Raw genomic sequence first — 15,341 nt, 5'->3', positions numbered from 1 at the left:
GCTAAACAGCACGCAATCAGAGGCTCAATGTCAAGTTGCGATGGTTGATCATCTCATCAAAAAAATTTTGAGTAATTGTGTCCACTTTCTTTACAGAACACCAGATCTCCCCAGCACGCGAACAGTTGGCCCGAGAATACGAACAGAATTCCCCCAAATACGAACTGTCTTCCCCGTAAAGCGTAATAATCTTGCATCACACCCAGAGAAATAAAAAAACCAACCTTATTCAGGTTGGTCGGTAGCTTCAATCACATATCGAGCTGTTGGCATAGCTTTTAAACGTTCTTCTGGAATTGGTTTGCCTGTTTTCTCGCAAATTCCATAAGTTCCTTCTTCCATTTTTTCTAAAGCATGGTTAATTTCGCTTAACTCTTCTTCAGCCCGGCGATGTAAGGCCATATCTTTTTCACGCTCAAACATCTCCGTACCAGTATCAGCTGGGTGCTGCTGGTCAGCTGAATTGAGTTCGCCTACACTATCTTCAATAAACGACTCATTTGTTTCAAATGAATCAAGTTCCTCTTGAACACGTTTCTTTTCGTTTAATAATTCCTGTTTTAACTCTTTCATTAATTGTTGATCCATAAAATCACCTCATGATTTCAGGTCGACAACTCCTAAAGTACATCGTGAAATTGAAATAAGCTTCTCGTTTTCATCAACGATATTAATTTCCCAAACCATTGTTGTTCGTCCAACATGTTTTGGCGTCGCTTTGGCTTGCACATATCCGTCTCGTTTGCTTTTCACATGGTTAGCATTAATTTCGATGCCAAAGACGCTTTGCTTTTCAGGGTCAATATGCAAAAATCCACCCATACTAGCTGCGGACTCTGCTAAAGCGACGGATGCCCCGCCATGCAAAAAGCCTAATGGCTGATGAACTTTAGGTGTGACCGGCATTTTTAGAATAATTTCGTCTTTCTCGTACTTAACAATTTCAATTCCCAAGGCCTCAAAAAGTGTATTCTCCAATTGCATATGCTTCATGGTTCCCTCTCCTTTTATCATGTTTTATGGACCGTTAAATTATTCTTTATAACGTTTGAATCGCGTACAAATGATTTAGCAAAAAGGCAATTCCAAATAAAAAGCCAAAAATCGTATTGGTTTGAGCTGTAAATTTCATAGCTGGCATCATTTCGAGTGGAGTGTTGTTGTTTTTGAAAACGCTAATGGCATTAAAAGCTTTCTTAGCACTTAACAACGTGAGTAATCCCCACACAGGCATAATACCTAAAATAATAAATAAAATGGTAATCGCATAAGCCGAAATGAAAAAGGCAGCGAGTACATTAATCGCGTTATGACGGCCGACTAAAATGGCTAACGTTTTTCTTCCATTTTCTTCATCGCCTTCAAGGTCACGAATGTTGTTTGACAGTAAAATCGCGCCGATTAAGATCGCAATTGGTATCGATAGTAAAAGTGGTTCACTTGATAGCGATTCAAGCTGAATATAATAACTGATCCCAATAATAACAGTCCCCATAAAAAATCCTGCGAAAAGTTCCCCAAATGGAGAATAGGCAATTGGATAAGGGCCTCCAGTATATAAATAACCGAATAACATCGATATTAATCCTATTACGGCAATCCAAAATGTCGTTAATAAACATATATAAAATCCTAATAATATGGCAATCCCGTAAAAGGTGAATGCTAAATTCCTAACTGTTTGAGGAGAAATGCCGTCACGGACAATAGTTCCTCCAATACCAACTGAATCCTCAGTATCGAGTCCCTTCACAAAATCATAATATTCATTAAACATGTTCGTAGCCGCTTGAATAAGCATGGACGCGATCAACATAGCTAAAAATAGTCCAATATGAATCGATGAATCAATACTCGCAATTACCGTCCCTACAAAAACAGGTATAAAAGATGCTGTTAACGTATGAGGGCGTAGCATTCTCCACCATATTTGAAAGCCGGACTTCTCCCCGAGCGCTTCTTTAGTTGTTTGATTTGACACGATTGTCATCCCTTTCTATACTAGTACAATTAACCTAAACATAGTTTAGTGAAACGAAGTAATCATGTCAATAAAGGTTTCTTAAGAACGCTCACACTGCTTATACCTTGTCTCATGAGGAAAAAAGTCATACAATAATGAAAGAGTGTTTTTGACACATGTATGTTTTTATTGGAGGCGTATGCCATGTTACAAACAAAGCCACTTACTATACTTGAACAACTTAATAATGCTAAAGAACATATGAATGATTTAGGTATTTCTCAGCTAATGGTTTCGTTAGTTGAGAAAGTCGATTATATAGATCCAATCCAATTCTTTTCGCATTTTCAAAATCAGGACCTAATTAGATTGTTCTGGAAAGACTCTGAGGATTCCTTTTATTTAGTTGGAATTGATCAGTTTAAAACAATCGAAACAAGCCAAAATCGCTTTGACGCTATCCAAAAGAAGCGAGAAGAACTATTAAATCAAATTTATTCTCCTAACGGTGCTGAGAAAGGGACAGGCCCAGTCATGCTGGGTGGTTTTTCATTTAATGACACCATTTATGGAGAGAAGTGGGATTCTTTTAATTCAGGGCAAATGATAATCCCTAAGACGTTACTGACTGTAAACGAAGATGATTATTATATGACTTATAATGTAACGTTGACTGAGAATACTGATGTCGATGAACTTTACAAGGAACTGTATTCCTATAAAAGTCGGTCACATGACGGAAAACAAAATTCAAATCAACAATTACAATCAACAAATAGTTTAGATTATCGTAATTGGAGTCAGCTTATTGAAAAAGCGGTAGGCTCAATTAAAAATGGTACGTTAGGGAAAGTCGTGTTAGCTCGTGAGCTTGAAGCGGAATTTAAACAGCCTATTAATATTAACGATGTGTTAGTTAATTTAGTTAATCATCAAACAGATAGTTTTATTTATATATTTGATCAAGGTGACGATGCGTTTATTAGCGCAACTCCAGAACGACTAGTAAAGGCGGATGACAATGAGCTGCTATCAACTTGTCTAGCTGGAACAATCAAACGAGGCGAGACGCCTGATGAAGATTCACTTTTAGCTCATCAGTTATTAAATGATGAAAAGAATCGCAGCGAACACCAATACGTCGTGAGTATGATCAAAGAAGCGATTGAACCGCTTACGTATTCAATCGACATTCCTACTAGCCCAGTTATTTTACCGTTAAGGTCGTTACAACATCTCTACACACCTGTTACGGCAAGGTTAAAAGAATCGCAAACGATTTTTGATTTAATAGAAAAACTTCACCCAACTCCGGCATTAGGCGGGGAGCCTCGTCACGTTGCCATGCAGTTTATTGAAGAAAATGAACCATTTGAGCGCGGTTGGTATGCGGCACCAGTTGGCTGGGTAGATGCAGATGATAATGGTGAAATGGCCGTTGCTATTCGTTCCGCCCTTATCAATCAAAATAAGGCGACATTATTTGCTGGTTGCGGCATTGTTGAGGAATCAGATCCTCTCGCAGAATATGAAGAAACAAAGTTAAAATTCACGCCAATGTTAGAGGCTTTAGGGGGCACCTCTCAATGAATATGGGAGAACGCACATATTACGTTAGTCATTTTATTGATGAATTATATCAGAATGGATTAGAGCATGTCGTCGTTTCTCCAGGCTCTAGATCTACCCCACTTGCGATGACGTTTGCTGAACATCCATCAATTAAAGAATGGGTTCATTTTGATGAACGTTCATCAGCTTTTTTTGCGTTAGGGATGGCTAAGAAAACTCAAAAGCCTGTTGCACTGGTCTGTACATCAGGGACGGCTGCGGCGAATTATTATCCAGCAATTGTTGAAGCTTACTATAGCCGAGTTCCATTACTAGTGTTAACAGCGGATAGGCCTCATGAACTAAGAGATAATGGGGCACCACAAGCGATTGATCAGATTAAAATGTACGGTGCTTATACGAAATATTTTCATGAAATGGCAGTACCGGAAAATACGGAACAAATGAAGCGGTATGCAAGACGTCAAGCAAGCAGGTCTTATTCCATTGCGAATCACCCTAATAAAGGTCCTGTTCAATTGAATTTTCCATTTAAAGATCCGCTCGTCCCTGATTTAACGCTTTCGGATTTATGGGGATCTAGCACGCAGTCATTTGTGAACCATATCACAGGTAAGGAACAAATTGACGCATCAGCTGCCAGTCAGGTACTTGATTTGTTACAAGGGCAAAGCCGAGGTGTGTTTGTCTGCGGCGAGTTACATTCTGATGAGGCAAAAGAACACTTATTACAGTTAGCGAAAAAGTGGGAAGTCCCTATTTTAGCTGATGTATTATCGAATTTAAGAAAACATCCTTATACGAACGAATGGGTGATTTCAACTTACGACGCCATTTTAAAACAAGAGGAAATCAGAAATAACCTTGACGTCGACTTCGTCATTCGCTTTGGATCCATGCCTGTATCGAAGCCATATATGCAGTGGATTACCGCACAGAGGCCAGAGGTCCATATAGTGGTGGATGAAAATCAAGGTTATCGTGAGCCAACAAGTATCGAAACGACGATGGTGTTTAGCGAGCCAGCTTCACTATTAAAACAATTAAACGAAGCTGAAAGTTTACCTGAAATTGATCGTAAGTGGTCTAATTTTTGGTTTGAAAACAACCAGACAGCAACGGAAATTCTCACGTTAAACCAAGATGAACTAACTGAAGGAACAGCTATTTTAGCATTATCGGAAACCATCCAAGAAGAGTCAGTCGTGTTTGTTGGTAACAGCATGCCGATTCGTGATTTAGATACCTTTTTCTTAAATGATTATAAATCAGTCCAGGTTATGTCCAATCGTGGTGCAAACGGTATTGATGGTGTGGTTTCAAGTGCGATGGGCGTTGCCGCAACGGGAACCCCTGTGACATTAGTTATTGGAGATGTGTCATTCTTACATGATTATACGGCACTTTTTATTGCTAAACAGTATAAGCTTCCGGTTCGAATTATAGTTGTGAATAATAACGGAGGCGGCATATTCTCATTTTTACCGCAAAATAAAGATAATAAGCACTTTGAAGCATTGTTTGGAACGCCATTCAACCCGCCAATTCAGTCAATGGTTCAAGGGCTAGAGGTGCCGTATGAAATGGCGAATGATTTAAACCATTTAAAAGAACTATTAGATCAGCCGATTCACTTTGAAGTTATCGAAGTCCAAACGAACCGAGAAGAAAATTTAAACTGGCACAGAGAGCAGTGGCAGAAGGTATATGAACAGTTGAAGCGAGATGGTTTATCATGATCATCACGATTAGTGAAAATCAGTATCACGTGGACATTCATGGTGAAGGGGAGCCAGTTGTGCTACTTCACGGCTTCACTGGCTCAACAAATACATGGTTAAAGACTACTAATCAATTAAAAGATCACTATCAATGTATTGTGATTGATCTACCAGGCCATGGACAAACTCGCGCAAAGGTCACGAGTATGGAACAGGCTTGTGAAGATATTGCTGAAGTTTTAACAGAACTAAAAGTCGAGACCTTTCATTTGTTAGGTTATTCTATGGGAGGCCGAACAGCGCTAGTTTTCACATCGATGTTTCAAGATCGGGTGGAAAAATTGATTCTGGAGAGTGCCTCCCCTGGCTTAGAAGGCAAGGCGCGAGTGGACCGACAAGAACAAGACAACCGACTTGCGAATTTTATCGAAACAAAAGGAATCGAAGAATTTGTTGATTATTGGGAAACCATCCCCTTATTTAAATCACAAGAAAAGTTAGCTGAAGCTGAGCAAGCCAGCATTCGCAAAGAACGATTAAGCCAGAATCCATCAGGTTTGACCATGTCCTTAAGAACGATGGGAACAGGCATGCAGCCGAACATGTGGCCAAAGTTAAACGACATTCAGGTGCCCACACTACTAATAACAGGTGAGCTTGATGAGAAATTTTTCGACATCAACCAAAAAGTCGTAAAAGCCCTACCTGACGCGATTCATGAGGTCATTCCAGATGTTGGCCATGCACCACACTTAGAAAATTCGAGTTTTTTTGGTAAAATAGTGTTGAATTATTTATAATTAAAACGATTACATAGAAAAGGGAGGCATTCATTGTGGCAGTACAATGGGAAAAAGTTCGTGATTACGAAGAAATTATTTACGAAAAATACAATGGTGTAGCGAAAGTAACTATTAACCGTCCAGAGAAGCGTAACGCATTTACGCCATTAACCGTACAAGAAATGATCGATGCTTTTGCAGACGCACGTGACGATTCAAATATCGGCGTTATCGTGCTTGCGGGTGAAGGTGACGAAGCATTTTGCGCAGGTGGAGACCAAACAGTTAGAGGACACGGTGGTTATGTTGGGACAGACCAAATCCCTCGCCTAAACGTTTTAGACTTACAACGTTTAATCCGTACTATTCCGAAGCCAGTTGTAGCGATGGTTTCAGGTTATGCAATTGGTGGAGGTCACGTTCTTCATGTCGTATGTGACTTAACTATTGCGGCAGATAACGCGATTTTCGGTCAAACTGGACCAAAAGTAGGTAGTTTTGACGCTGGTTATGGTGCAGGATTACTTGCACGTATCGTTGGTCATAAGAAAGCGCGCGAAATCTGGTACCTATGCCGCCAGTACAATGCGGAAGAAGCAAGAGAAATGGGCCTCGTTAACACAGTCGTTCCAGTTGACAAGCTAGAAGAAGAAACATTACAGTGGTGCGAAGAAATGCTTGAGAAATCACCAACTGCTTTACGTTTCTTAAAAGCATCATTCAACGCGGACACAGACGGACTTGCTGGACTACAGCAAATGGGCGGAGACGCAACACTTCTTTACTACACAACTGAAGAAGCCAAAGAAGGCCGCGACGCATTCAAAGAAAAACGCAAACCAGACTTCAAGCAGTTCCCACGTTTCCCATAAGTTTAATGTTAAAGATCGCGTTTTAGACGCGATCTTTTCATTATGTTTTGATTTTTGGGGAATTGTAGGTGAGATTGATAAACTTGCCGGTAAAATTCAAACAGGCCGATAAATACTCAAAAGAGGCCGAAAAGTTTTTAAAACAGGCCGAAAGATTTGAAAAAAGGGCCGTTAATTTCTGAAAAGAGGCCGTAAAAATTTAAAAACTGGCCGTTAATTTCCGAAAAGAAGCCGATAAAAATTAATAAACTGACTGATAAAATCCAAAAACCGACCGATAAATTTAAAAAACCGACCGATAAATTTAAAAAACCAACCGATAAAATCCAAAAAGTGACTGATAAATTCGCAAAACCGACTGATAAATCTAGAAAATTGACTGATAAATCTAGAAAACCGACCGATACGAACCGTACTTAATTTCAGACAAAGAGGGATCCATATGACCGTTATGCCTAATTGGTTAGATAAACGAGCTTACTTAACACCCCATAAGGAAGCCATCGTCTTAAACGATGGCTCCAAATATACATTCAAACAGCTTCAGCATGATGCCAAATCTTACGCCGCCTACCTTAAGCGGCAGGGTTTCAATAAAGGTGATCATATCGCCCTTCTCTCAAGCAACTGCTACGAATTTGCAGTTGTCATCCATGCGTTTCACTACATTGGCGCTGTGGCATTTTTACTCAATACGAGATTAACAGCACCAGAGCTTTTGTTTCAGTTAAAAGACGGAAAAGTCAAAGGTCTTATCTATCATTCCAAATATAAAGAAGTGGCGAACACCTTAAGTGAACAAGCTCACCTACAGTTAATAACAATGAGTGCGCCTAGGGAAGAGGAAATCACGGACTATGAAACTGAAATAGACTTAGATGAAGTCTCCCATATTTTATACACATCTGGTACAACCGGCAATCCAAAAGGAGTTCAGTTGACATATGGTAACCATTATTGGAATGCGTCTTCATCTGCATTGAACTTAGGACTTCATCAAGATGATCGCTGGTTGTTAAGCTTGCCGATGTTCCACGTTGGTGGATTATCGATTTTATACCGCAGCGTAATTTATGGAATGCCCGTTCATTTACATGAAAAATTTGATGTTGAAGCAATTCATCGTGATATTATGGAGCGCGGCGTGACCATCGTATCAGTCGTGACACTTATGCTAGAACAACTAATGGATCGTTTGGGACAAGAGCAGTATCCTAATACATTCAGATGCATGCTTCTTGGCGGTGGGCCTGCTCCAAAAACACTTGTTGAACAATGCCAAAATAGAAAAGTTCCTGTTTTCCAAACTTATGGAATGACGGAGACAGCTTCACAGTTTTGCACACTTGATGAAGATCATATGTTGGCGAAAATTGGCTCTTCTGGTAAGCCCCTATTTCCTGGGCAATTGAAAGTTGTCGAAAACGAGGACGAGTGCCCAGCTAATACAGTTGGCGAAATTGTCGTGAAAGGGCCGAACGTGACCAGAGGCTATTGGAAAAGAGAGCAAGCTAATCGTGAGGACTTCCAGAATGGTTGGTTCAAAACGGGTGACTTAGGTTACTTAGATGATGATGGATTTCTTTATGTTGTAGATCGAAGGAAAGATTTAATCATCTCTGGTGGCGAAAATGTTTATCCAGCTGAAATTGAATCTGTATTAAAAGGGCATAACGACATCCAGGACGCAGGTGTTGTAGGCATTCAAGATGACAGATGGGGTGAGGTGCCAATTACGTTTATCGTTAAAAAAGATCAATCATTAATGGAAGAAGACGTGATTAACTACGCCACACAACAACTAGCAAAATACAAAGTGCCTAAACAAGTTTATTTTATCGATGAACTTCCAAGAAATGCATCAAGGAAACTTCAGCGCCATAAATTACTCGAATTCATAAAGGGTGAAAAGTAATATGATTAAACTTGATCATGTCAAAGTAAGACATGTCTCAATGAAACTAAAATCGCCATTTCAGACAGTCAATGGTCTTGTCGTAGTACGTGATACATTAATTATCGAAGCGCAAGATCAAGACGGACGAATCGGCTACGGAGAATGTGTGGCTTTCTCAGATCCCTTCTACTCACCTGAGACCACGACGACTGCTTGGGATCAGCTAAAAAACTTTTTACTGCCTATGTTAAATAAAAAAAGAATCGAACACCCGAGTGAGCTAAATGCGATATTTTCATCCATTCAAGGCCACCAAATGGCTAAGGCCGGAATTGAAACCGCCGTATGGGATTTATTTGCCAAGCAACAGGGCCAATCTTTAAAAGAAGTCATTGGCGGAGTTCGTGATGAGGTTGAAAGCGGCGTGGTGCTGTCACTCATGGATGACATAGAGAAGCAAGCAGAGGAATATAATAAAAAAGGCTATAAACGGTTTAAGCTGAAAGTCCAAAAGGGCAAGGAAAAAGAAACGATCGAGCGCGTTCAAAATGTTGTAGGTGATGTGCCGTTAATGTTTGATGGAAACGGACAGTATGAACCCGAGGACATGTTATATCTTACTCAATTAGACGATCTCAATTTATTAATGATCGAACAGCCATTTAGAACCGATGACTTTTATTACCACCATCAATTAAAAAAGCAGACGATTACACCAATTAGTTTAGATGAAACGATAAAATCGGGACATGATGCGTTTCAGGCAATTGAACTTGAGGCGTGCGATCATATTAATGTGAAGCTAGGACGTGTTGGAGGTTATCAAGAAGCCTTACAAATTCATCGCTTTGCGAAGGTAGCAAATATGCCACTTTGGTGCGGAGGCATGTTAGAGACGGGAATCGGTCGCGCACATAATGTCGCGCTTGCTTCACTTGAACAATTTACACTTCCTGGGGATTTATCCGAATCTTCCCGTTATTGGGAGGAAGATATTATAGAAAAACCTTTTACAGTTAAAGATGGTAAAGTAAGTGTTCCAAGCAAGCCTGGTATAGGTGTTGCAGTCAATGAGAAGCTTTTAAATAAACGAACAATTCGTGAATTCACGCATACATTTTAAAAAATACAAGCTTTACATCTTGAAATGATAATGATTTTCATTTACAGTAAGAGTAGATACGTAAGGATTCGCGAATGTAAGAAATAAAGGGAGCGTTGACATATGGAAACCCTAACGGCGAATAGCTTAACGCTTGGTTACGGAGAAAAGGTTATAATTGATGAATTAGATATAGAAATTCCTAAAGGGAAAGTGACGGTCTTAATTGGAAGTAATGGTTGCGGAAAATCTACATTACTACGTTCGATGGCAAGATTGCTACAACCGAAATCAGGTCAGGTAGTGTTAGATGGTAATGAAATCGCTAAGATGAACACGAAAGAAGTTGCAAAAGAAATGGCGATTTTACCACAAGGGCCATCGACTCCAGAAGGATTATCGGTTTATCAGTTAGTTAAAATGGGTCGTTACCCATATCAAGGTGTTTTTAAGAAATGGTCACAAGATGACGAAGATGCCGTGAATAAAGCGTTAGAAGATACAAACTTAATGGATCTTAAATATCAATCAGTTGATGAACTATCTGGTGGACAGCGTCAACGTGCCTGGATTGCGATGACGTTAGCACAAGATACGGAGTTAATTTTATTAGATGAGCCGACAACCTATTTAGATATGACTCATCAAATCGATATTTTAGATTTATTATTTGAGTTAAATGAAAAAGATAATCGCACGATCGTTATGGTGCTCCACGATCTGAATTTAGCTTGTCGTTACGCGGACCATATTGTTGCGATTAAAGATAAAAAGGTATATCAGACAGGTCAACCTGAAGATATCATCACGTGTGATCTTGTTTATAATGTATTCAATATGAACTGTGACGTGACATATGACCCGCTATTTGGAACGCCAATGTGCATTCCACACGGAAGAGGACGCTGCATACTAGCAGAAGCTCACGCTGAGAAAACAGGCGTTAGAAATAACTGTGTAACCCAAACTCTTAAGGCTAACTAAGCTTTAAGAGTTTTTTTGTATATGATTATTAGTTTTGTCCACATTAATAGTGAGGTGGATAAGATGGAAAAACGTAAATTTTATGTCAATGTTGAGTCGCGTGAGATTTCTGAGCTAAAAGCAGGTAACAATGATGAATTTATAATCTACGGAACACCAGAGCAGATTATAGAGCTTCGTGAGTGTTTTGAAGACATGGAGCATGCTGATATGGGAACATTCTGGAGATCTCATATGCCGTTTAAAGAATATCATCGTGACGAGGATAATGATGAGTTTGACCAATGCCTGTTAAAGGTTTATAAAATGATTCACGATCTCGGAGATGAGAATGCTAAGCAACATGTTGAACAAATGCCTTTTTATGACGAATTAAATAAACTGGATTAAAAACACCTGCAGGTTCATGACCTGCAGGTGAGTATAATTAATTAGATATCTTTTTTGCTTGTTTATTAAAGTCGTAATAGTTTCGTGAGATTTGTTGATCAATGGATGTTTTGTTTTGATCACTTGTAAAGCTTGTGTGGATAGACTGGACGTTTTTTGATTCCTCATCAATCTTAATTTCGATGTTAACTTCATTAATTTTTAGATCAGATTGACTGATAGGTAATTCAGATCCATTCAAAGTAGCCGTTTCGATTTGATTTTTCACAAATGACTTAAAGTTTTCCCCTTTACCACTCATGGTTAAAACATACGAATTTTCCTTCTCGTTTAACTCAAATTGATCTTCCATGGTTTGAAACAACTCTAGTAGAACAGGTAGATGTCGTTGTTCGTTAATTAAATCCGGCAAACGAGTGAACGGCTCGTTTGAAATTTTTTCATTACTAGACTTCTCATAAAGCTGTTCATTTTTATATACTAGCGTGATTTTTTCCGAATTTAAATTTAAGTCAGTAATAAATTGAAAAGGATCTGATTCTATGTATGTCGTTTCATCCTGTTTTACTTTAATAGGCTCGTTTACCTCAGGCACCACAACTTCTTGTACAAGTGAATAATCCATCATGTAGTTCTCGACTTCATCCAAATTAGAAATTGTTTGATTAAAAATGCTACTCACTGTAACTTTTTCATCTTTTTGTTCGTCACTATTACAACCAGTTAAAAACAAAAAGATTAAAACAAAAAATGTTAAAAATTGTCTCATTAATATTCCCCCTAATAGTTCATTGGTTCTATTTTCATCTATAAACAAATATAGTGTTTATATAGTATTCGAAAGTGGAATACCATTTATGAGAGTTAATTTAATAGAAAAGGTGGGAGGCATCATGAAGAAAGTCGTATATTTAATCACATTATCAGCACTCATTTTACTAGCTATTCCATATTCACTATCTGATATAAATGCAGAATCAAATACTTATCATGCAAATGATTATACAACACATCAGACTTCTTCAAAAGTAGCTTTAGGACAAGCTAAAATTACTAAGGAACAGCAGGAACTAACAAATAAACAGGTAAAACAAGTATTAAACCAATTTATGAATCATTTAATTCAAGAGACAAATGATCAGTATCAAGTGGTAAACTATCAGTCACTTGAAGAATACAAATCTAGTTTTAAAGGTATGGCAAATTCAAAGGTAGTAGATTTCTATGTTGATGAAATCTATTATGAAAAAGGACAAGCCCTTTACCTTAAAGGAATGGATTTACCACCATGGTTCGAAGAGGAACAAGAATTTAGTAAAGAGTCATTAGATCACAACACTTATCGCATTACTCAAACAAACCAATCAGACCTTTACGGGAATTATAGAATTATCGTCGATCTAAAATTGAATGAAGACGGCGAACCGTATATAATAAACGTACAATACCAATAATTCTCGAACACAAAGGAATGGAACCATTGCGTGGAAGTATTCAAGGACTATTATAACAACACAGTCAAATTAGTAATTGGAAAAGAAGCATTCTCTAAACAACCGAAGCATGTATGGGTGATTGCCCGTCATAAAAACCAGTGGCTTTTAACCAAGCATGGTGACCGCGGAATTGAGTTTCCAGGCGGTAAGGTTGAAGATGGAGAAATAGCTGAAGAAGCAGCTATTCGCGAAGTTAAAGAAGAAACAGGTGGTTTAGTTTCCGAACTTTACTTTATCGGCCAGTACTATGTCGATGGTAAAGGAGGCGAAATTATTAAAAACATCTATTTCGCCGATGTGGATGTTTTAGAAAACGAAGATCACTACTTCGAGACGGAAGGTCCAGTGTTATTGGACCAGCTCCCTAAGAACATTAAGCAGGACAAGCGTTTTAGCTTTATGATGAAAGACCAGGTTCTGGTCAAAGCGATGAAAATAGTTAAAAAACGGTTTTTATCATAGCACTCGATGATATCGGGTGTTTTTTATTTGGGCAATGTCTCAAAGAATATTGCTTATGTCTCATAAATGGCCCCGAATGTCTCATAAATTAAACTCAATGCCCATTTTCGACAAGGTTCGATTCCTAAATTGAACATTAAATGTCCCAAAAACAATAATTAGTGTCTCGAACTATATAACTTTTGACATAAAAAAGACGCTCCAAAGTTGGAACGTCTCAAGAAATATTATTTATATGTTGGACCAGCTTGACGTATATCGTCTGTCACGTGGTCGAATTTCTTAAAGTTGTCGTGGAACTTACTTGCGAGTTCTTTTGCCTTATGGTCATAAGCGTCTTTGTCATTCCAAGTCTTCTTAGGATTTAACACGTCACTTGGAACACCAGGACAGTGCGTTGGGATGGCTAAACCAAAGAATTCGTCTTTAGTCGTTTCAACGTTATTTAACTCACCCTCTAATGCCGCTTGAACCATAGCACGTGTGTATCCTAATTTCATGCGGCTTCCTTCGCCATATGAACCACCAGTCCAGCCAGTGTTAACTAAGAATACTTGAGCGTCATGCTCATCAATTTTCTCACCTAACATTTTTGCATATTCAGCTGCAGGAAGAGGTAAGAATGGTGAACCAAAGCATGCTGAGAATGTAGCTTCAGGCTCTGTTACTCCACGCTCGGTACCAGCTAATTTACTCGTATAACCACTTAAGAAATGGTACATCGCTTGTTCTTTAGTTAGTTTACTGATTGGAGGTAATACTCCGAATGCATCAGCTGTTAAGAATACGATTGTATTTGGATGGCCAGCAATACTAGGTTCAATAATATTATCAATATGGTCAATCGCGTAAGCTGCACGCGTATTTTCAGTTAAGCTTGTGTCATCATAATCAGGTAAGCGCGACTCTTCATCAACAACAACATTTTCTAAAACAGCTCCGAAACGAATTGCGTTATAAATCTGAGGTTCTTTCTCTTCAGATAGGTTCACGCATTTCGCATAACAGCCACCTTCGATGTTGAAGATCCCGTTTTGTGACCATGCATGCTCATCATCACCAATTAGACGACGATTTGGATCAGCTGATAACGTTGTTTTACCTGTACCAGATAGGCCGAAGAATAACGCAACATCACCTTCTGCACCAACGTTTGCTGAGCAGTGCATTGGTAGCACATCTTGTTTCGTTGGTAGCATGTAATTCATCACAGAGAAGATGGACTTCTTAATTTCACCAGCATATTCTGTACCACCAATTAGTACAATGCGATGTTTGAATGATACGATTACAAACGCTTCAGAATTCGTGCCGTCCACTTCAGGGTCTGCTTTGAAGTGAGGCGCAGATACAACTGTAAATTCTGCGTTATGATCACTTAGTTCTTGTTCAGTAGGTCTAATGAATAACTGATTCGCAAACAGGTTATGCCATGCAAATTGAGTCACAACCTGAATAGGTAAACGGTACTTCTCATCAGCACCTGCAAAACCATTAAACGTAAAAATTTCATCTTGTTCAGATAAGTAATCAGTTACTTTATTGAAAAGGTTTAAGAAAATATCTTCACTGATTGGTTGGTTAACAGAACCCCAATCCACCTGATCTTTTGTCTCTTCATCTTCGACAATAAATTTATCTTTAGGCGAACGACCTGTATATTTACCAGTCGTAGCACGCACAGCACCAGTTGATGTTAGAAGACCTTCTTCTCTAGAAAGAATACGTTCTACTAAACTGGCAATCGGCAAATTCGCCTGATTATTTTTATGTTGAGTAAGCTGGGATACGGACGCTTGAACATTCATCGTTTTCACACCTAACCATCCTTTACAATACAAAATTTATCATTTTATAAGTTTATTTGTTTAATAGTATAACACATTTATTTTAATAAACCATACTAATTAAACATTTTTTCAAAATTTCTTTTTGACGTCCTTTATTATAAATTAAAACTTAAGCCTGTCATAGTGATAAGGTTATAGTTTTGTGAACTGTTTTTTAACATTAAAATATAAGCAATAATAAACTATATTTTATAAATTATGCAGCGAGGTGAAGTTGGGGCAATATCCATTGACACTCGGGGCGTTTCAA

Annotated in this window: 15 protein-coding genes; 10 read left to right on the top strand and 5 right to left on the bottom strand. The window is 38.6% G+C overall.

The window, feature by feature from the left end:
* Nucleotides 1-225: 225 nt before the first annotated feature.
* Genes ACFSW4_RS12595 through ACFSW4_RS12585 form a run of 3 tightly spaced genes read right to left on the bottom strand, consistent with a single transcriptional unit; the run spans nucleotide 226 to nucleotide 1,990 of the window.
* The gene (locus ACFSW4_RS12595) at nucleotides 226-588 is read right to left on the bottom strand and encodes a TraR/DksA C4-type zinc finger protein (protein WP_054754910.1); all 363 of its coding nucleotides are present in this window, start codon (nucleotides 586-588) and stop codon (nucleotides 226-228) included.
* A 9-nt stretch (nucleotides 589-597) separates the two neighbouring features.
* Nucleotides 598-984 (bottom strand): hotdog fold thioesterase, encoded by a 387-nt coding sequence (locus ACFSW4_RS12590; protein WP_054754911.1) that lies wholly within the window; start codon nucleotides 982-984, stop codon nucleotides 598-600.
* Between the two features lie 55 nt (nucleotides 985-1,039).
* Nucleotides 1,040-1,990 (bottom strand): 1,4-dihydroxy-2-naphthoate polyprenyltransferase, encoded by a 951-nt coding sequence (locus ACFSW4_RS12585; RefSeq protein WP_377329684.1) that lies wholly within the window; start codon nucleotides 1,988-1,990, stop codon nucleotides 1,040-1,042.
* Between the two features lie 177 nt (nucleotides 1,991-2,167).
* Here ACFSW4_RS12585 and ACFSW4_RS12580 point away from each other — a divergent pair, with 177 nt between their 5' ends.
* The 8 genes from ACFSW4_RS12580 to ACFSW4_RS12545 all read left to right on the top strand — a co-directional run bounded on the left by ACFSW4_RS12580 (nucleotide 2,168) and on the right by ACFSW4_RS12545 (nucleotide 11,283).
* Entirely contained in the window at nucleotides 2,168-3,553 is a 1,386-nt protein-coding gene (locus ACFSW4_RS12580; RefSeq protein ID WP_377329682.1) for an isochorismate synthase, read from the top strand.
* Nucleotides 3,550-5,274: a 2-succinyl-5-enolpyruvyl-6-hydroxy-3-cyclohexene-1-carboxylic-acid synthase gene (gene menD, locus ACFSW4_RS12575; RefSeq protein ID WP_377329680.1), complete on the top strand. Its 1,725-nt coding sequence runs from the start codon at nucleotides 3,550-3,552 to the stop codon at nucleotides 5,272-5,274. Before ACFSW4_RS12580 ends, menD begins: the two co-directional genes overlap by 4 nt.
* The gene (gene menH, locus ACFSW4_RS12570; protein ID WP_054754907.1) at nucleotides 5,271-6,056 is read left to right on the top strand and encodes a 2-succinyl-6-hydroxy-2,4-cyclohexadiene-1-carboxylate synthase; all 786 of its coding nucleotides are present in this window, start codon (nucleotides 5,271-5,273) and stop codon (nucleotides 6,054-6,056) included. The genes menD and menH overlap by 4 nt, the downstream gene beginning before the upstream one ends.
* A 35-nt stretch (nucleotides 6,057-6,091) precedes the next feature.
* Entirely contained in the window at nucleotides 6,092-6,910 is an 819-nt protein-coding gene (menB, locus tag ACFSW4_RS12565) for a 1,4-dihydroxy-2-naphthoyl-CoA synthase (protein ID WP_054754906.1), read from the top strand.
* A gap of 442 nt (nucleotides 6,911-7,352) precedes the next feature.
* Complete coding sequence (locus tag ACFSW4_RS12560; protein WP_377329678.1) at nucleotides 7,353-8,825, top strand: o-succinylbenzoate--CoA ligase; 1,473 nt, start codon at nucleotides 7,353-7,355, stop codon at nucleotides 8,823-8,825.
* 1 nt (nucleotide 8,826) lies between these two features.
* Nucleotides 8,827-9,930 carry an o-succinylbenzoate synthase gene (gene menC, locus ACFSW4_RS12555; protein WP_377329676.1) on the top strand — a complete coding sequence of 368 codons (1,104 nt, stop codon included), beginning with the start codon at nucleotides 8,827-8,829 and terminating at the stop codon, nucleotides 9,928-9,930.
* Nucleotides 9,931-10,032: 102 nt separating this feature from the next.
* Entirely contained in the window at nucleotides 10,033-10,893 is an 861-nt protein-coding gene (locus ACFSW4_RS12550; protein WP_377329674.1) for an ABC transporter ATP-binding protein, read from the top strand.
* Nucleotides 10,894-10,956: 63 nt separating this feature from the next.
* Complete coding sequence (locus ACFSW4_RS12545; RefSeq protein ID WP_054754905.1) at nucleotides 10,957-11,283, top strand: hypothetical protein; 327 nt, start codon at nucleotides 10,957-10,959, stop codon at nucleotides 11,281-11,283.
* Between the two features lie 37 nt (nucleotides 11,284-11,320).
* Here ACFSW4_RS12545 and ACFSW4_RS12540 read toward each other — a convergent pair whose 3' ends face one another.
* Nucleotides 11,321-12,052 carry a DUF6612 family protein gene (locus ACFSW4_RS12540; RefSeq protein ID WP_377329672.1) on the bottom strand — a complete coding sequence of 244 codons (732 nt, stop codon included), beginning with the start codon at nucleotides 12,050-12,052 and terminating at the stop codon, nucleotides 11,321-11,323.
* Between the two features lie 124 nt (nucleotides 12,053-12,176).
* Here ACFSW4_RS12540 and ACFSW4_RS12535 point away from each other — a divergent pair, with 124 nt between their 5' ends.
* Nucleotides 12,177-12,737: a hypothetical protein gene (locus ACFSW4_RS12535; protein WP_054754902.1), complete on the top strand. Its 561-nt coding sequence runs from the start codon at nucleotides 12,177-12,179 to the stop codon at nucleotides 12,735-12,737.
* Nucleotides 12,738-12,767: 30 nt separating this feature from the next.
* Complete coding sequence (gene ytkD / locus ACFSW4_RS12530; RefSeq protein ID WP_377329670.1) at nucleotides 12,768-13,241, top strand: RNA deprotection pyrophosphohydrolase; 474 nt, start codon at nucleotides 12,768-12,770, stop codon at nucleotides 13,239-13,241.
* A 227-nt stretch (nucleotides 13,242-13,468) separates the two neighbouring features.
* Here the strand turns inward: ytkD and pckA are convergent, their stop codons facing one another.
* Nucleotides 13,469-15,049 (bottom strand): phosphoenolpyruvate carboxykinase (ATP), encoded by a 1,581-nt coding sequence (gene pckA / locus ACFSW4_RS12525; RefSeq protein ID WP_377329686.1) that lies wholly within the window; start codon nucleotides 15,047-15,049, stop codon nucleotides 13,469-13,471.
* Between the last annotated feature and the right edge of the window lie 292 nt (nucleotides 15,050-15,341).

The organism is Piscibacillus salipiscarius, assembly GCF_042685285.1.
Classification (GTDB): Bacteria; Bacillota; Bacilli; order Bacillales; family Alkalibacillaceae; genus Piscibacillus; species Piscibacillus salipiscarius.
Note: the sequence above shows the minus strand (reverse complement) of the source record. Positions and strands in the feature narration are given on the sequence as shown.